Origin of the sequence: Psychrobacter sp. Arc29 (assembly GCF_041431175.1) — a bacterium.
In the GTDB taxonomy this organism is placed as follows: Bacteria; Pseudomonadota; Gammaproteobacteria; order Pseudomonadales; family Moraxellaceae; genus Psychrobacter.
In genome coordinates this window covers 50,800-68,747 of the sequence record NZ_JASMRR010000006.1, presented here as the reverse complement: position 1 = coordinate 68,747, position 17,948 = coordinate 50,800, and the positions used below count along the sequence as shown (strand labels likewise).

Below are 17,948 nucleotides of genomic sequence, written 5' to 3'. Positions count from 1 at the left end.
TTAGTGCGAGTTAAATCATATTCGGTTTTATTTACTTATATTGCTGGTCATTGATTTGATTTAGCATCTTGATAGTGTTTGTATCATAACTGCCAGCGAAGAACTGATATAAGATTTGTTTAAATACACATTTATTACCATCGGCAGAGGCAAACAATGTCAGTGAAGAGTGCAGCTTCAAATTGTCCGGTGAACCAAAGATATCTAAAGCGCTTTTATCAGGGTGTAACAGCAGTAATTCAGCGCACTCTATTAACCGTGCTCCAAGCACCTCATGCTGCAAATACGCTTTCGCTTGTTCCAGACTCTCTATTGCAAATCGTCGAGACATTTTACTGTGCCCTAACCCTTTTACCTGTGGAAAGATAAACCACATCCAATGCGTGCGCTTACGACCTTGGGTCAGCTCTTCAATCACTTGTGAATAGATAGTATCTTGAGCTTGGATAAAATCATCAAACAAATCTTTATCTATCGTTGTCATTTTCTGCACTCCTTGCGATTTAATTAATGAACGTTTGCCTACCTGCCACACTAATCAGCCACATATATCGCCCCCATCCAGCAATAGTCAGGTTTATCAATCATCCTATTGCCGTAAAACACTTCTGAATCGTCAGCAATTCGGTTTTCAACCACAGTTGTGATACTAAAAAACTCATCAAGAGATAGTTTATGATCACTTTCAATATCAAGCATCATATACTGGGTACTAAGACCTTCAGGAATTTGATTAAGCAGATGATTAACGGCACTTTTTACTTGTTCTGAGTCTGGTATGCTCGTTGCCCTAGCTTGTATAAACTTAGCAGGCTTCTCAGCCCCGCAGGATCTTTTGATATCATTAACATCTATACCAACCTTATCCCGATCAGATAGTACTGATTCAAATACGGTTATTACCTGCCCGACTTCATTTGCTTTGCAAATAATGATCCCATCTATTACTTTGAATCTATCAATTTGCTTATCTGTGGTTTGTAGCGCAAACAATGTGCAACCGACTTGTTGTTGTAGATTTAGCAGTGACTGCTCATTCCAGCCATCTTCGATAACGATAAACCCAACCTCAGACAAGAGGTAGTTATCTGCCTGCGGCGTATATAAAGCAGTTAAAGGTATGGGCTCTATCTGAAGCTCATTACTACGTTCTTCGTTGATGTCATTTTTTGTAGCCTGTTTATCTTTAACACTACTATCTACTCTCATACTCGGCTCCTCTTTAAAGTGAAATTATTCATCGGTTTTATAAAGCTGCATCCCACTTTCTAGGCGCTCGAGAATAACTGTCTTTAGCTCTAATGGTTCAACGACGACGGACAATTGCGACATACTCACCAGCCAATCTTGCAGACGAGTCGTATTAGCAACTGTAGCGCTGACTTGACGCCAAGTGTCATCAATAATCGTAATCTTCTGATCTATCGATAATGGGCGCTCATAAAGATGCTGACAGGCATATTTCTGTACTTTTAAAACCAAGTTGATTTCAGTATTTTTACCAAACTCTAGCTTGCCCAGCTTCTGTAAGCTATCTAATGTAAAAACGTCACGCCCTACCCAGTCAGGTATTGGCTTGTCTATAACTACTGCCTCGGTAATACGGTTGACTGCAAAGTTGCGATGCTCCTCTAGCAGTTTATTATCATCGATATGATCATCTACCGGATTAATGAGCTATGCTGAAAAAACTGTAGAACCAAACTTGGTAAACTAACGACTCAATGAGGAGTTTATCATGACTAAGAAAATCAGAACCTATAGTGCAGCATTCAAAGCTGAAGCCGTTAAAAAGATAGCAGATAATAATGGCAATGTTTCAGCGACTGCAAAGCAGCTTGGCATCGCCATGCAGACATTATCTAACTGGCAAAACAAAGCTGATAAAGGCAAGCTGATCGGTACTAAAGAATATGATCCTGAGCTCATGGTTATACTAAAGGCCACGGCGTACTTCGCGAAACGCAGTTGATGAAGTACGTCTTTATCAAGGATAATCAGAAGATATTTAGTATCACCTGTATGTGTCACGTATTAGGTATCAAGCCATCAAGCTATTACAACTGGATAAATCGTGGTGTTAGTAATCAGCAGATCCACCGCAACCAGTGTGAACTGCTGGTGCGCGTGGCTCATGATGAAACTAAGCAGCGCTATGGCTGTGAGCGATTGCATACTCATCTTTCAGAGCAAGGCTATCATATCAGTCAATACATGGTAAGACGCATTAAAGAAGAATACGGCATTGTTTGCCGTCGTCACAAGCGTTTTAAAGTTGCCACCAACTCAAACCATAACAAGTTTATTTATCCAAACCTGCTCGATCAAAAATTTGATACCAGTCGTCCTAACGAAGCTTGGGTTAGTGACATCACTTACATATGGACAGATGAGGGTTGGCTATACTTAGCAGGTGTTAAAAACCTCTACACTAAAGAGCTGGTCGGCTATGCTATACACAAGCGTATGACAGCAGATTTAGTATGCCGTGCACTCAGCATGGCTATCAAAAACAAACGACCCAGCCAAGGGCTTATTGTGCATTCTGATAGAGGCAGTCAGTACTGTAGTTATGACTATCATAAGATCATTAAGCAGCATAAATTTAAGGGCTCAATGTCCAGACATGGTAATTGCTTTGATAATGCCCCGATAGAGAGTTTCTGGGGCATATTGAAAAATGAGTTAGTGTATCATCAGGATTATAAAATGAGATTCGAAACTATCAATGACATCATTAAATATATTGAGCTTGAGTATAATGAGGAGCGATTAGCAAAGCACTGCTTTGCAGCAACGCAAGGCAAGAGCTATGCTCACAGTGGGACTAGAATCCAAAAGGGTTTGGGCTATAAAACGCCATGACAGGTGTGGTTTGAATTTTATCGTCATGCTGCGTAACTAAAATCTCCCAAGTCAATGTCTACAGATTTGACAGCATAGGTCAGAATGGACGGTGTGGCTGGCAAGGTGGTTCTGAAGTAATGAGCTCTTGCAGCATCAACTTATATCCATATGTTTAAAAATTATCAGATGTGATTACCTATAATATTACGGATCTATCAATAGCATTTATAGACATGCTGATTATCAACCAAAATACGAAAACACTATAGTGATAATTCATCTAATCCTATTTATATAAAGCCAGCACTACAAATTGCTAGTCATAATATTTGTCAGGTGGCTTTGTGAAAATTGGGGTAAGATTACAAAGCATGTTTTATAATCTTTATCAGACAACTAGCCACAGCTGAGATCTTCGTTATTCCCAGTATTCCCAGTATTCCCAGTATTCCCAGTATTCCCAGTATTCCCAGTATTCCCAGTATTCCCAGTATTCCCAGTATTTAATTATCACTAGAGCATGTCCTCAATTCATCTTGCAATAAATAATATACGATAGGTCAAGCATTGACTTAAAATTACGAGTTAACTTTTCATCACTAGTGGCTATAGTGCTAAAACACTTAAGCATAGCGAATATATTCTCGACTAAATAGTATAGCTTGTATAAATAGCCATCAAACCCTTAATTAGACTGTTTGACACTCCCCCTATTATGAATAATAGGAGTCATGCTTTGCATGCAGGATTTGCTTCTAAAAGCCTCTAAATATTGGTCTTCATCAGCGATAAAATATTTATCTAGTCCTATAAGCTCAACCCCTATCTCTTTGATAACACCCATAAAGCTAATATCTTAAATACCATTTTTAACAATTATTTTGCCATTTTTTCATATACCTATCGATCATCAGAATATATACATTATTTTAGTGCCTATAAGCCCTTTGCCAATCAAGGACACTGCCTAATAGAACCTTAAATTTAGAAAAGTTTAGCAGATAGGATTAATGGGAAGATTGGGAATGTGGGAACTTCATAAATAATTAATAGTCAGTATATTTGGATTGAAACATTCAAGGCTGATTATCAATGAAAAAATATTTTTTAAATTATTATTATTCTCATTTTAGAGGAACACTTTAGTGCTGTTTCTTAATCCAAAGAAACAGTGTTAAAATGTTTCTCTAATAGAAAATGGATGGAAAAATGGAAGATAAAGAAATCTCTTCAATTGGGCATCGGATTGAAAGCTGCATGAAAGATAACAATTTAAGACAGGTTGATATCTCGAAATCTATAGGAGCATCCAGAGGTTCTGTATCTAAATGGATATCAGGAAGCGCTCGGCCTAGCTATGAATATATTTTAAGGCTATCAGAGGTATTTAATGTGCCTCCTGGATGGCTCGAAGAAGGTGACGATTACTACAATTTTAACTATCGATTCGGTCCTGATGATGCAGAAATGTATTTTAAGTCTGTTGAGGAAAGTTTTCGTGATGACTACTTAAGTTTTTTAAAACTTAAACCAAACCTTCCCTATAGTATAAGTTATCTAAAGGAATTGTATGAAGAACAGCTTATATTGTTGGATGACAAACAGGACCTTGATGAACAGGAGCTTATAGAGAATTTTGAAAAAGAAAGCGAAAATTTGGCAAATATGCAACTGGAAGACCCACTACACCAAATAAATGATAGTGACGAAGCTAGAAAGCTTCTAACTAATATTGCAGATACAGCTGGCGCAAATATCAAAATGACAATTTATATAACTGTAGAGGATGACAGCATGTATCCTCTTATTGCACCTAAAGCAAATTGTGCTATAGATAGAAGTAAACGCAATATTAAAGATGGCAAAATTTACTATTTTAAACAAGGCAAAATTTACCGTATCAAGTATCTTTACCGGCAGCCCGACGGAGGTTTATTAATACGTAGTAAAAACGATCTATTTAAAGATGAAGTTGTGAAAGCCAGTGATATGCAAGATATAAATATTATTGGTTGGATTTACTCATGGACAAACATTGATATATGGTAGAAATATAGACATTACTGCTAGTACAGCTGACCTATGGAATTAATAACGTAGAAACCCTATCGAAGTAGCTGTCATACCTATAAGTTGAGTCCCTAAATTCATTCTACTCGATGATCTTACAATACTTGTTAGTACGATATTTACTTCTCCTGTTGGTGGATTATAAGCAGTTACACAAAGTTTGGGAAACTCCCTCTTTTTATTAACCGTTAGATTTTGCGATGGAACTACTGATAGCTAATTCTTTGTTTCGTCCATTCGTAGTAGCCAGAAATTACCATACCTAGTGCTTTGCCAATAATGAAAATTAAGAAGAAATCTCGGAGAATATATTAATTTCGCAAGTCCAAGGGTTATGTTCACGATAAGAGTTCGTAAAGTAAACTTAAATTCAAACTCATCAGCGGTTTTCGAACATTCTGAACCGCCCCGACTATATCAGAGGTTAATTTACTTGAGTCAAGCAGCTTCACCTAACAGATTAAGATTATTATAATACCGCTTTTCAAATTCAAAAGGTGATACATAACCAATCGTGCTATGTAGACGAGTCTTATTGAACCAGTCTACCCATTCAAGGGTTGCCAGTTCGACATCATTAACGCCAGTCCAGTTCTGCTTTAAGTAATGAATTACTTCAGCCTTATAAAGCCCATTGACCGTTTCAGCCAATGCATTGCCGTATGAATCGCCTGTTTTACCAACAGAAGCAATCACGCCGCAGTCTGTCATCTTATCGGTATAGCGAATAGATAAGTACTGAACCCCTCGCTCGATCACTGTGATGAATAACATCTTTGGGATTATTTCTATCTGCTATTGCTTGGTTTAATGCCGCCATCACCATATCGGTGTTCATGCGATTAGAGACTTTCCAGCCCACAATAGCGCGAGCAAACACATCAATAATAAAAGCGGTATACACCCAGCCACTCGTTGTCTTGATATAAGTAAAGTCAGTAACCCATAGCTGGTTAGGGCGATGGGCGCTAAAGTTACGATTAACCAAGTCATCAGCACGCTTTTGGTCGTCACGGCTGTTGGTGGTTATCTTACCTTTTCCACGCCAGATGCCTTGTAGGCCATGCTCTCTCATTAAACGCTCTACGGTACACCGAGCAACCTTTAACCCGTCAGCCTTCATTTGCTGCCAGACTTTACGTGCACCGTAACGACATTTACTGTCTTGCCAAATATGTTTAATCTCGCTGATGTAAAAGTCGTCATGCTGACTGCGAAAGGAACGCTTCTCAGGGCAATCCTCCAAGTATTTAGCACGGTGATAGGTTGATGGGGCAATCGGTAAGACTCTACAGATCAGCTCGACCCCATAAAGATGCTTGTTATCTTCGATGAATTGAATCATGGTTTTAGTCAGCGGCCCGTCTCCGCCTGGGCGAAAAAAGCAGCAGCCTTCCTGATAATCTCGTTAGCTTGCTTGAGTTCTTTGTTCTCACGCTCAAGCTCCTTAATGCGTTGCTCTTGGCTTTGCGCTTGTACTGAAGCAGGGATGGTTTGATCTATGTGTTTCTTATGCCAAGACCTCAGAGTTTCAGGCGTACAGCCAATCTTAGGGCCTATAGCTTGAATCGCTGACCAAGTGGATGGGTAGTCGTTTGATGCTTCTATTAGCATACGAACGGCGCGTTCTTTAATCTCAGGAGTATATGCTTGTCTTTTCATTGTCGTATTCTCTCAGAATGTTGAGTCTCCAACAATCCCGGGGCGGTTCAATTCACCACTTACAAAATACACGATGGTCTTTCCTTAGAATCTTCACTCTTTCTTCAGCTACTTTAAATTTTAGCTTTAAGCGCTTATTTTCCTCTATTATAGGCATGATCTCAGGACCATATTGCTTAGCACTTACAAGTTTAACTTCATTCGATTTATTCTTTAGTTAGATATCGTTTGCATTGACATCCTCAACTATCTTGACATCCCACTTAGACTACCTTTGTTATCTGCTATCTTTTTAAAACCCTCTTCTTTAAATTACGCACTGTAGCTCTGCATCTTATTGCTCATGGTAACTTCCTTATCGAGTCATTAATTTATCCAGTTATTCCCTACAGTTTTTCTGAATAAGGCTTAAATAGAGTTTGGTTAAAAACAGAGTTTTTTATATGATATTTTTACATAAAATTACATAGATAAACATTGATAGCTACTTATCTATGTTTCTTATTGTAAGTATTTATAGTAAGATTACTTTAATTATTTTCAGACAATTTATTTAGCAGGTAAAACTATGATTAAACGTAAAGCTTGGACTTCATATACTGAAGAAGAAAAACAAATGATGAAGAACACCGTTTCTGACTCAGATCCTTCTACACCTTTCTCTCCAGATTACGCTGCAGCCTATCTGGGTAAATCATTTCACACGCTTCAATACATGAGGTGCCATCACTCGAACACCATAATTTATAGTAAAATTGGTAGACATGTGGTTTACAGAAAGAAACATCTAGACGAGTATTTAGATAAGTCTCTTCACTCCTCTACTAGCAATTACTAGCTGTCAGCTTTATTTCTTACAGTAATGAGTTAACTTTTAATTGATCAATTTAAATATTTTTATTTTGAGTTATATAACTCGATTAACTATAAGACTTGAATAAGTAATAGATTGATTTGAGGAAGTGATGTATGAAAGTTAAAAATGCAATACAATCAACCGAGATGAATACTGACTTAAAATCTAAAATGACTAAACTACCTTATAAAAATGGGTATATTGAGTTGTTTCCTGATGGATGGTATTTAGTTGAACACAACGCTCAAGACCAATTGAAGTATAAAGAATTTATATGCTGCCACTCTCTATCTGTACTAGCGCGATGCCATGATGAGAATGATAACTGGTTTTTCGTTTTACAGTGGGAGGATTATTGTGGTAATGAAAAGCGATGGCTGATGCCCGCTGAACACTTGCACCAGTACTCACTTCAATATATTCAGGAATTATCGAAAAGAGGTTTAAAGGTATCTACTATAAAAAAACCTAAAGATGCTTTAAGCTTCTTAATCAATAAAAATCCTATCGAAAAAATAGGAGCTTATACTAGTAGGTTAGGCTGGCATGGCAAGAAGTTTGTCACACCATATAAAATATATGGTGACACAAACCATGAGACTTATTTCCAAGACCTTAACACTCTGAAGAAATCATATGGCACTAAGGGCAGTATAGATGACTGGCGTAATAAGCTGTCATCATTACTACGAGAACAAAGCCGATTTGTTTTTGCGATTAGCTCTGCACTCTCTGGACCACTCTTGAAGTTATTGGATATTCCAGGTGGAGGCTTTCATATTGTTGGCAAATCTAGCATAGGAAAATCTATTTGTTTATATATTGCAGCTAGTGTCTGGGGGAGTCCTAGCACATACATTAACCATTGGAATACCACCTCTAATGCTGCCGAAGCTTTAGCAGCTATGAGAAACGATGGACTTTTAGTGTTAGATGAAATTAGCCAAGCTACCAATAAAGACGTTGGTACTATGTGCTATATGCTTGCTAATGATAAGGGCAAAAGTAGAAGTTTCTCAGATGGTGGCAATAGACCAACTACGGAATGGCGAATAATATTCTTATCCAATGGAGAAGAGACCCTTAAATCCGTAATAGAAGCAGACGGTGGAACAACAAACGCGGGGATGGAAGTTCGTTTATGTCATATTGATGCAGATCCAGGAAAGGGCTTTGGCATTTTTGATAGTTTAGTTCTTGGGCTTAATGCTGAGGAGCAAGCTAATACTATAAGAGATGCTGCTAGCATTAACTACGGAACTGCAGGGGATGCTTGGCTTACATACTTAACTGCGAACTTAGATGGAGTGAAAATCAGAGCTAAAGAAATAATGAGAGAATTTAAAAATCATTTTCCTGGGGTAAAGTCTCAAGCTAATCGAGCCTGCGATAGATTTTCTATACTAGCAGCTGCAGGCGAAATAGCAACTGAAGCTGGTATAACTGGTTGGGAGACCGGTGATGCTATGAAAGGCGTAAAAGCATGCTTTGAGAACTGGATTATGAATAACGGGCATGACGGAAATCAAGAAGAAAGAAACATTGTTAAACAACTGTCATTATATTTAGAAAAATATGCAAATAATAAGTTTGAAAAAATCATATCTTCAAAAAATTCTAAAAAAACTGATTCGGAAAATAGTATTGAAGATGATAGCACTTCAATCTCTATAGTAGCTGGCAGTAGAACCGGCTACTATAGAGAATCAGATCAAGTCTTTCTAATCCCACCTAATACCTTTGAAGAAATATGCAAACCCTACCCTCTTAAGGCAGTCATTGAGACTCTAGTAAAGCATAAATTAATAAAAGCAGATAAAGATGGTCATGGAACCTTAAAGATTAATAATCCAAATGTCGACTATACTCGAGCCTATGCTATAAAAAAGAGTATTATGGATTATCAATTTTAACAATTACGGATATAATTTAAACGCTCATAGATTTACATTTCTGCACCCTATATCTAATAGTGATTAGGTAATAGAACTTTTGAAATCATAGATATAAATGTAGTACATTCCAAATCATCAACTAATGCATTGAGAAGGTTTGTATCTACATTATTTATCTGAGCACATACTATCAGTAGTAGGCTTCAACTTTCATTTATTGATTCTAATTAGGTAACTTGATGAAAAATGAGATTTGAGTTTCCGACAGTTTTAAGGCTATTCGCCTTTTCCATTGTCTCCTCTTGGAATAAAACAGGCATAGAAGAAACACGCTTGTTTCTAAGTAAATTTTTATAATTTCAATTTATTGAGTCGCTAATGATTGAGATAACATTAGTTATAAATAATAATGATTTATATAACTTGAAATACTTTATTAACTAGAGAATTTAATCTATACCAAGCTTTTAACTATTACATTAAATTAACTACTTCAGATTTAATATTATTAACCATAAGCAGCAAACGTGGTGCAACATCTTCTTCCAGTTTCTCGCGTTTCATTACAAAGCTTGGACCACCACAGTTAAAAACTAACAAACCATGCTGTTCATGCATTAAGGGTACTGCTACAGAGCTGACTCCTTTATGCCAATCGCCAATAGAAAAGCAATAACCAAAATCTTGGTAGTCTTTAAATGCTTTGTCTAAGTCACGCCTGATTTTAATCCAATCTTCTTTGTATTTAATACGAATAGCATCCAATAAAAAATCACGCTCATCTGCTGGCATTGCTGCTAAGCAAGCTCTTCCTGCTGAGCTCAAATGAATCGGTAAATAGCTTCCTACTTGACGACGCATAGTGACATTACCTACACCTTGCACTACGTCCAAATAAATCATATTTAGACGATTCCTTGTTGCTACTGCTACAGCAGCCCCAGTATAATCAGCTAAATCTTTCATATATTGCTGTGCGACTGAACGAATTGAAACATTCGATAGCATAGAATAACCGAGTGCTAATACGCCTGCAGAAAGCTGAAATTTACTCGAATTTGGAACTTGTTTAATATAGTCTAGTCGAGATAGTGTATGGGTTAGTCGAGTAATAGTAGGCTTAGGCAAACCAGTCATTTTCGACAACTCTTGGTTACCAAGATTTGGTTGTTCAGTAGAAAAACAACGTAGTAATTCTAGACCGCGTGCTAGAGCAGTAATAAATTGACGATCCTCCTCATCCAACATATCTTCAATAGGATGTAGTAATTCATGTCTTAAAACAGACACTATTTTTTCGGCTTGTTCATTAGGGGTAACATCGCTCATAGGCACACAGTCTACTTAATATTAATTAATTGTTCGCATAGTGAGAATTATAAGCTATTTAGATACACAATAGCAAAATCACCAATTAAGACTACATATATCATATTGTTTAAGTGCAAATGAACTAACCAATTATGTTATTTTTTCTCAACTTAGCTAACTCCTCTTGACTCGCTATACGAGATAAAATTTCATCGGTATGTTGCCCCAGAGTTGGTGGCGCTTGACGATATTCAACTGGTGTTCTAGACATCTTGATCGGTGAACCAATTAATGTCAAATTCTTAGACTCAGGATGTTGCATATCGATCAACATATTACGAGCTTTTACTTGCGGCTCTTTGAAGGCTTGCTCAAGATTATTAATTAATCCGACTGGTACTTTCGCTGTCTGAATAGCTGACACCCACTCATCTGCCGTTCGCGTTGCAAAGTGTGCGGCAAGAAGCGTGGTGACTTCGGTCCGATATTTGATTCTTTGTGCATTACTGCTAAACCGTGGATCCTGGGGTAAATCAGCTAAACCGATGGCGTCACACAATTGAGCAAATTGCTTGTCATTACCGCACGCGATAATGAAGTCACGATCAGAGGCCTTAAACACTTGGTAAGGCACTATATTGGCATGGGCATTACCGTAACGCGTTGGCACTTTGCCAGACGCCAAATAATTCATGCCTTGATTAGCCAATGTGGCGACTTGCACATCTAGCAATGCCATATCAATATACTGTCCTAATCCACTAATATGCCGGTTCAATAAAGCAGCTTGAATAGCGACTGTGGCATATAAACCAGTAGTTATATCAGAAAAGGCAATACCAAGTTTCTGTGGTCCCCCACCTGGTAAACTGTCTTTTTCACCAGTAACTGACATTAAGCCGCCCATGCCTTGAATAATAAAATCATAGCCAGGTTCCTCTGCTCGTGGTCCAGTCTGCCCAAATCCAGTAATTGAGCAATATACTAATCTTGGGTTGATTTGCGATAAGCTCTCATAGTCCAAGTTATATTTCTTCAAAGAGTCAGTTTTGTAATTTTCAATTAGTACATCAGTGTCTTTTATTAGTGAGTGAACAAGGGCTTGACCTTCAACCGTTGAGATATCAATAGCAACTGATTGTTTATTACGATTAGTTGACTGATAGTAAGCGGCTTCATGGCTGTCTTCTCCCTGATCATTTTTCATCCATGGTGGTCCCCATGCGCGTGTATCATCGCCATATTTTGGGCGCTCTATCTTAATGACTTCTGCACCAAGATCTGCAAGAATCTGTCCACACCAAGGCCCTGCAAGCACTCGACTTAGGTCAAGCACACGAATTCCATCTAAAGCACCCATAACAACTCCTTCTGTTTGATAAATATTCCCTTCAATTAAATAGCGTTTTAGTTTCGCTAAGCGATATAAAAACTTAATATACACCTATTTTGATAAAAATCAATAACGGTTTTTAGCTTACAAACCATTATTTCAAAAGTTTACAACTCTAAAAAACATCAAAACTTTTATAAAATAAATACCGCATTGCGATATTAATTAATAAAAAGTATTGTTTTATCAATTAAACTTATTTATATTATGCTGATACTGTTGATCTATATCTATAGTTTATTACTTTTTCAACGCTCTACTTAAGGACAGTTTATGATTCGCGACAAGGAAAATCTGGACTCATTAATCTATATGATACGTAAATTTGTTGAAGGCGTATTTATTCCCAATGAAGATCTAGTTGCAAAAACAGATGAAATTCCTGCAGTCATTGTTGAGCAAATGAAAGAACTAGGTTTATTCGGTTTAACCATACCTGAACAATACGAAGGTCTTGGTCTTACTATGGAAGAAGAAGTTTATATAGCATTTGAATTAGGTCGTACCTCACCGGCCTTCCGTTCTCTGATTGGCACTAACAACGGTATTGGCTCATCGGGCTTGATTATCGATGGCACTGAAGCGCAAAAACAGCAATTTCTGCCACACTTAGCAAGTGGTGAAATTATTGGTGCCTTTTGTCTGACCGAGCCTGACTCTGGCTCTGATGCCGCATCCTTGAAAACTACCGCAATAAAAGATGGTGATGACTACATTTTAAATGGTACTAAGCGCTATATCACTAATGCACCGCACGCCGGGGTATTCACCGTCATGGCGCGAACTAATCTTCAACTCAAAGGTTCAGCAGCTATCTCTGCCTTTATAGTCGACAGTCAAACTGCAGGCATATCACTAGGTAAACGTGATAAAAAAATGGGTCAACAAGGCGCTCACACCTGTGATGTCATCTTTGAAGACTGTCGTATCCCAGCGTCTTCATTAATTGGTGGGATTGAAGGCGTAGGTTTTAAAACCGCAATGAAGGTTTTAGACAAAGGTCGTATTCATATTGCAGCCATCAGTGTTGGTGCAGCAACTCGAATGTTAGATGATGCACTGCAATATGCAGTTGAGCGCAAACAATTTGGACAAGCAATTGCTCAGTTTCAGTTAATTCAAGGGATGCTTGCTGATTCGAAAGCTGAAATTTACGCTGCAAAATGTATGGTAATTGATGCTGCACGCTTACGTGACCTAGGTAAAGAAGTCAGTACTGAAGCATCTTGCGCAAAAATGTTTGCTACTGAGATGTGTGGTCGTGTTGCCGATCGTTGTGTTCAGATTCATGGGGGTGCTGGTTATATCAGTGAATATTCGATTGAGCGTTTTTATCGTGATGTGCGTTTATTCCGCTTATATGAAGGTACTACTCAAATTCAACAAGTAATTATTGCACGAAATATGATTCGTGAAGTAGCTCAATAAATTTTTTGGCTTAATACGGTTAAGCCCTTTATATATAATGGATTATAATTATGAAGAGCACTTTATCCAAAATAGGTCCAAACACTTGGAAAATAGCCTTTGTCTTTGCCTTTCTTGCCTTATTGGTTGATGGTGCAGACTTAATGCTTTTATCTTATAGCTTAAATAGTCTTATAGCTGAGTTTGGACTAACGTCGGTTGAAGCAGGGATGTTAGGGAGTTTTACTTTACTGGGTATGGCCATTGGTGGTGTCTTTGGCGGCTGGGCTTGTGACCGTTTTGGTCGTGTGCGCGTAGTAGTCATATCCATCTTATTATTTTCAATTTTGACCTGTGGTCTTGGCTTTACCCGATCATATGTTGAATTTGCTACATTACGTTTCTTTGCCTCATTAGGCCTAGGTTCACTATATATTGCTTCCAATACATTAATGGCAGAATACGTACCGACTAAATATCGTACTACTGTGTTGGGTACACTGCAAGCAGGCTGGACTGTGGGATATATTGTGGCCACATTACTAGCAGGTTGGCTTATCCCCGATCACGGTTGGCGGATGCTATTTTATGTAGCCGCAATTCCAATTTTAATAGCTGTTCTAATGCATTTTTTGGTCCCAGAACCAGCCTCATGGCAAGAAAACCGTTTGAAAAAAGAAAGTACGAATAAAGAAGTTAATACGTCATCAACATGGAAAACTATTTTTCAAAATAAACGTAACCGTAATATGTTCATCCTTTGGGCTTTGACTGCAGGCTTTCTTCAGTTTGGCTACTATGGCGTAAACAATTGGATGCCGACTTATTTAGAAAGTGAGCTGGGTTTAAAATTCAAAGAAATGACTTCTTATATGGTTGGTACGTATGCAGCGATGATTTTTGGTAAAATTTTAGCTGGATATATGGCTGATAAAGTGGGTCGCCGTGCTACCTATGCTTTTGGTGCCATTGGTACAGCCCTTTTCTTACCCCTAATTGTGTTCTATAACTCACCCGCCAATATTCTTTATTTATTGGTAACGTTTGGCTTCTTATACGGAATCCCTTACGGTGTGAATGCTACATATATGGCCGAAAGCTTCCCAACGCTCATACGCGGTACGGCTATGGGTGGCGCTTACAATATGGGACGCATCGGTGCAGCAACTGCACCTGCTGTGATTGGTTTCCTTGCAAGTGGTGGTTCAATTGGTTTGGGTTTTGTAGTGATGGGAGGTGCGTACTTTATCTGCGGTATAATTCCAGCCTTGTTTATTAAAGAAAAACAATTCGATCCGCAAAAATCGTGATTTAATGCTCAGTTTAAAAAAATTCTCAATTTTAAATTGTTACCTAGATCATGAGTATTTAAATTTGAATTAAGAGCTGAGCGCTGTATTACACAGGGCTCAGTCTTTTTAGTTTGACTGAATACATTTACAAACCGCCTTGAGTATATCGGAGGTTGATTTACTTGAGTCAGGCAGCTTCACCTAACAGATTAAAATTATTGTAATACCGCTTTTCAAACTTAAAGGTGACATATAGACAATCGTACTATGCAACCTTGTTTTATTGAACCAATCCATCCATTCAAAGGTTGTCAGTTTAACATCGTTGATACCATTCCAGATCTGCTTTAAATAATGAATGACCTCAGAATTATATAGCCTGTGACCGTTTCGACCAATGCGTTATCGTATGAATCACAAGTCGTACCTATAGAAGCGATAACACCAGCTTCAGCCATTCTATCGGTATAGCGAATAGATAAATACTTAACGCCTCTATCGGTATGATGAATTACATCTTTGACCTTGTTCCTCTCTGCTATCGCTTGGTTTAAAATTGCCATTACCATATCAGTATTCATACGATTCGATACCTTCCAACCCACAATAGTGCGAGCAAATACAACAATGATAAAAGCGGTATAAGCCCATCCGATCCTGGTCTTAATGTAAGTAAAATTCGCAACCTAAATCTGGTTAAAAAAATTAACATTAAAGTTACAATTGACTAGGTCCTCTGCGCGCTTCTGACCATCACGGCAGTTGGTGGTAATCTTGCCTTTGCGACTCCAAATTCCTTGCAGCTCATACTGAGTCATTAACCGCTCTACCATATAACGAGCCACACGAATGTCATTCGCCTTCATCTGTCGCCAGACTTTACGCATACCATAGCGAGACTTATTGTCCAGACAAATACGCCTAATCTCGCTAATATAGAAGTTCATCATGTTGCTGGCGTAAAGAGCACTTTGCTGGACTATTGGCTAAATATTCTTTACGGTAATAGGCTAATGGGGCAATCGATAGTACTCAATTGATTGGCTCGATCCCATAACTATCTTTATAATCATCAATAAAATTGATCATCACTTTATGGGCGTTCAAGCTCCACTTAGGCGAAAGTAGCAGCAGCCTTGCCTATTATTTCATTGGCTTGCATGAGCTCTCTATTTTCGCGTTCAAGCTTTCCAATACATTGCTTTTGGCTTTGAGCTTGTATTGAGGCAGGAATAGTTTGTTCTATTTGCTTTTTATGCAATGATTGCAGGGTTTCAGACGTACAGCCAATCTTTGACGCTATAGCTTGAATGGTTGACCATGTGAAAGGATAGTTGCTCACTGCTTCTATCAGCATGCGAACGGCGCATTCTTTAAGGTCAGAAGTGTATGTCGTATTCTCTCAACATGTCGAGTCTCTGACAATACTGGTACGGTTCATGTTTCAAAACTGAATAGATATTCAAAAGGGTATACTATAGTTGATTCAGTTTATAAGAGATACAAGGCAACCGAGTATAGATGTATATGTGATACTTCAAACGAGGTTAATGCTGTAACCCTTTTATAGAGGATTGACTATAATATAATACAGAAGCATTGATATGGAAAATAGAAAAATCTTATCAAATACCATAAATTAGTTTATTACTACATTATTAAACAACCCCCATAAATGAACTGCCCCCCAAAACTTGGACGGTTTAGTTTACCCCAAGGACTGAGTTCTGTATTGCACAGGACTCAGTCCTTTTAGTTTCAATTGAATGCGCTCATTGTTGTAATAGTGAATGTACTCATGGATTTGTTGCTCTAACTGCTCAATAGTTTGAGGTTTTTCAACATAAATGGTCTCGCACTTTAATGTACCGAAGAACCCATCCATGAACGCATTATCCAAGCAATTGCCTTTTCTGCTCATGCTTTGCTTAATGCCATTCTGTTTAAGCGTCGTGCTAAACGGTTTCATTTGATAATGCCATCCTTGATCCGAGTGCAGCATTAACCTCTTACCACGGCACGCCTTTGTCTTATTTAAAGCACAATCTAGCATTTGACTCACCAAATCATAAGTTGGCCTTCTTGAGAGCGTATAACTGACAATCTCATTGTTATAACAATCAAGTATGGGCGATAAATACAACTTATGATCACCGACCTTAAACTCAGTAATATCTGTAAGCCAGCGCTTATGTGGCCCATCTGCATGAAACTGACGCTGTAAATGATTCTTCGCGATCTTGCCTTGTACCCCTTTATAGTAGTGGTACTTCTTGCGCCTTATTTTGGCAGTTAAGTTTAACTGACACATAAGCCTAGCAATAAGCTTATGATTGTGATGAAAACCTAACTGTTTTAATGCGACCGTTATTCTACGATAGTCATACCTACCTTTGTGCTGATGATACAGCTTAGCAATACGTGGCTTCAACTCAGCGTATTTGTCGTCACTCTCAAGCTTTGCTCTATGATAATAAAAGACGCTTTTAGGCATACCTGAGACTTTAAGCAAGTCAGATAAACAGCAGTCATCTCTTAGCGCTTCGATGAGCCTTGCTTTCTGTCTGCTTGTTCCTCCGCTTTGAGCAAGGCATCGAGCTTTTTTAGGTAGGCATTCTCTGCACGTAGGTATGCATTCTCGCGCTTTAATTCAGCAAGACTCTTTTCATCATCTGGTTTGTTTGTGATCACGGGCTTGGTCATGGCGCCTCTACCTTTATGTTTGGAAGTGAGTCCAGACATGCCATGTAGTCGATACGCTTTGTGCCAGTGACTAATGAGCGCAGGTGAGCTGATGTTAAATGTTAAAGCGACCTCAGACTGGCTTAACCCTTGTTCTAACATGACTGTGAGTACGTTACGTTTAAACTCGCTACTATATTTAGTTTTACTCGCCTTTGGCTTGATAGCCTCTACACCGCCGCTTTGATATTGCTTAACCCATCTAGAGATTATCTTTTTATCAAGTCCAAACTTCTTTGCTGTAGCGATTCCGGTATGCCCTTGCCGATAGTATGCGATGACTTGCATCTTAAAGTCCAGATCGTAACGCATAAAAATACCCCATAAGTTGTGTCCAACTTATGGGGGTCAGTTCATAAATTGAAAAAGTATGGGGGTTATTTAATTTATGTTCTAAAAATCGTAAGTAGTATACTATTTGTTCAAAAAATATTTATATGAAGGTCTGGCCACAAAAAACCAAAGGGAAATTA

General features: G+C 38.2%; 13 protein-coding genes, 3 pseudogenes and 2 other annotated features. Of the genes and pseudogenes, 6 read left to right on the top strand and 10 right to left on the bottom strand.

The window, feature by feature from the left end; genetic code table 11:
- Positions 1-31: 31 nt before the first annotated feature.
- The 3 genes from QO189_RS09455 to QO189_RS09445 are packed head-to-tail and all read right to left on the bottom strand — an operon-like array spanning position 32 to position 1,638.
- Positions 32-484, bottom strand: coding sequence for a DUF1810 domain-containing protein (locus tag QO189_RS09455; RefSeq protein WP_371532546.1), 453 nt, complete (start codon positions 482-484; stop codon positions 32-34).
- 50 nt (positions 485-534) lie between these two features.
- Positions 535-1,209, bottom strand: a complete 675-nt coding sequence (locus tag QO189_RS09450) for a hypothetical protein (RefSeq protein WP_371532545.1) — start codon at positions 1,207-1,209, stop codon at positions 535-537.
- A gap of 24 nt (positions 1,210-1,233) precedes the next feature.
- Complete coding sequence (locus QO189_RS09445) at positions 1,234-1,638, bottom strand: helix-turn-helix transcriptional regulator (protein WP_371532636.1); 405 nt, start codon at positions 1,636-1,638, stop codon at positions 1,234-1,236.
- 100 nt (positions 1,639-1,738) lie between these two features.
- Between QO189_RS09445 and QO189_RS09440 the strand changes: the two are divergent.
- A pseudogene (locus QO189_RS09440) lies at positions 1,739-2,865 on the top strand (IS3 family transposase).
- Between the two features lie 667 nt (positions 2,866-3,532).
- On the opposite strand, the gene QO189_RS09435 reads toward QO189_RS09440, so the two are convergent.
- Positions 3,533-3,691 carry a hypothetical protein gene (locus QO189_RS09435; protein ID WP_166739248.1) on the bottom strand — a complete coding sequence of 53 codons (159 nt, stop codon included), beginning with the start codon at positions 3,689-3,691 and terminating at the stop codon, positions 3,533-3,535.
- A 365-nt stretch (positions 3,692-4,056) separates the two neighbouring features.
- Between QO189_RS09435 and QO189_RS09430 the strand changes: the two genes are divergently transcribed.
- Positions 4,057-4,896, top strand: a complete 840-nt coding sequence (locus QO189_RS09430) for an XRE family transcriptional regulator (protein ID WP_371532544.1) — start codon at positions 4,057-4,059, stop codon at positions 4,894-4,896.
- Positions 4,897-5,355: 459 nt separating this feature from the next.
- Here QO189_RS09430 and QO189_RS09425 read toward each other — a convergent pair.
- Positions 5,356-6,579, bottom strand: a pseudogene (locus tag QO189_RS09425) (IS3 family transposase).
- Positions 6,188-6,304: a sequence feature (AL1L pseudoknot), on the bottom strand. It overlaps the preceding pseudogene by 117 nt.
- 568 nt (positions 6,580-7,147) lie before the next feature.
- On the opposite strand from QO189_RS09425, the gene QO189_RS09420 reads away from it, so the two are divergent.
- Together QO189_RS09420 and QO189_RS09415 are read left to right on the top strand one after the other, a co-directional pair.
- Entirely contained in the window at positions 7,148-7,417 is a 270-nt protein-coding gene (locus QO189_RS09420; protein ID WP_134292707.1) for a helix-turn-helix domain-containing protein, read from the top strand.
- A 131-nt stretch (positions 7,418-7,548) separates the two neighbouring features.
- A complete protein-coding gene (locus QO189_RS09415) occupies positions 7,549-9,348 on the top strand; it encodes a DUF927 domain-containing protein (RefSeq protein WP_371532543.1) in 1,800 nt (599 codons plus the stop codon).
- 456 nt (positions 9,349-9,804) lie between these two features.
- Here the strand turns inward: QO189_RS09415 and QO189_RS09410 are convergent, their stop codons facing one another.
- The gene (locus tag QO189_RS09410) at positions 9,805-10,659 is read right to left on the bottom strand and encodes an IclR family transcriptional regulator (protein ID WP_134292705.1); all 855 of its coding nucleotides are present in this window, start codon (positions 10,657-10,659) and stop codon (positions 9,805-9,807) included.
- A gap of 124 nt (positions 10,660-10,783) precedes the next feature.
- Positions 10,784-12,001 carry a CaiB/BaiF CoA-transferase family protein gene (locus QO189_RS09405; RefSeq protein ID WP_186474333.1) on the bottom strand — a complete coding sequence of 406 codons (1,218 nt, stop codon included), beginning with the start codon at positions 11,999-12,001 and terminating at the stop codon, positions 10,784-10,786.
- Positions 12,002-12,307: 306 nt separating this feature from the next.
- Here QO189_RS09405 and QO189_RS09400 point away from each other — a divergent pair, with 306 nt between their 5' ends.
- Complete coding sequence (locus tag QO189_RS09400) at positions 12,308-13,462, top strand: acyl-CoA dehydrogenase family protein (protein ID WP_371532542.1); 1,155 nt, start codon at positions 12,308-12,310, stop codon at positions 13,460-13,462.
- A gap of 50 nt (positions 13,463-13,512) precedes the next feature.
- On the top strand, positions 13,513-14,751 hold the full coding sequence (locus QO189_RS09395; protein ID WP_371532541.1) for an MFS transporter: 1,239 nt from the start codon (positions 13,513-13,515) through the stop codon (positions 14,749-14,751).
- 169 nt (positions 14,752-14,920) lie between these two features.
- Here the strand turns inward: QO189_RS09395 and QO189_RS09390 are convergent.
- From QO189_RS09390 to QO189_RS09380, 3 genes and pseudogenes are all read right to left on the bottom strand, one after another.
- Positions 14,921-16,090, bottom strand: a pseudogene (locus QO189_RS09390) (IS3 family transposase).
- Positions 15,748-15,863, bottom strand: a sequence feature (AL1L pseudoknot). (Overlaps the previous pseudogene by 116 nt.)
- A 351-nt stretch (positions 16,091-16,441) precedes the next feature.
- Positions 16,442-17,281, bottom strand: a complete 840-nt coding sequence (locus QO189_RS09385; RefSeq protein ID WP_371532635.1) for an IS3 family transposase — start codon at positions 17,279-17,281, stop codon at positions 16,442-16,444.
- Entirely contained in the window at positions 17,269-17,787 is a 519-nt protein-coding gene (locus QO189_RS09380) for a helix-turn-helix domain-containing protein (RefSeq protein WP_371532540.1), read from the bottom strand. The genes QO189_RS09385 and QO189_RS09380 overlap by 13 nt, the downstream gene beginning before the upstream one ends.
- Positions 17,788-17,948 lie beyond the last annotated feature (161 nt).

Bases quoted from the DNA above. Each gene is read 5' to 3' on its own strand.
- QO189_RS09435 (WP_166739248.1), bottom strand. From the start codon at position 3,691: ATGGGTGTTATCAAAGAGATAGGGGTTGAGCTTATAGGACTAGATAAA.
- QO189_RS09430 (WP_371532544.1), top strand. From the start codon at position 4,057: ATGGAAGATAAAGAAATCTCTTCAATTGGGCATCGGATTGAAAGCTGC.
- QO189_RS09380 (WP_371532540.1), bottom strand. From the start codon at position 17,787: ATGCGTTACGATCTGGACTTTAAGATGCAAGTCATCGCATACTATCGG.
- QO189_RS09420 (WP_134292707.1), top strand. From the start codon at position 7,148: ATGATTAAACGTAAAGCTTGGACTTCATATACTGAAGAAGAAAAACAA.
- QO189_RS09395 (WP_371532541.1), top strand. From the start codon at position 13,513: ATGAAGAGCACTTTATCCAAAATAGGTCCAAACACTTGGAAAATAGCC.
- QO189_RS09400 (WP_371532542.1), top strand. From the start codon at position 12,308: ATGATTCGCGACAAGGAAAATCTGGACTCATTAATCTATATGATACGT.
- QO189_RS09450 (WP_371532545.1), bottom strand. From the start codon at position 1,209: ATGAGAGTAGATAGTAGTGTTAAAGATAAACAGGCTACAAAAAATGAC.
- QO189_RS09415 (WP_371532543.1), top strand. From the start codon at position 7,549: ATGAAAGTTAAAAATGCAATACAATCAACCGAGATGAATACTGACTTA.
- QO189_RS09455 (WP_371532546.1), bottom strand. From the start codon at position 484: ATGACAACGATAGATAAAGATTTGTTTGATGATTTTATCCAAGCTCAA.
- QO189_RS09410 (WP_134292705.1), bottom strand. From the start codon at position 10,659: ATGAGCGATGTTACCCCTAATGAACAAGCCGAAAAAATAGTGTCTGTT.
- QO189_RS09405 (WP_186474333.1), bottom strand. From the start codon at position 12,001: ATGGGTGCTTTAGATGGAATTCGTGTGCTTGACCTAAGTCGAGTGCTT.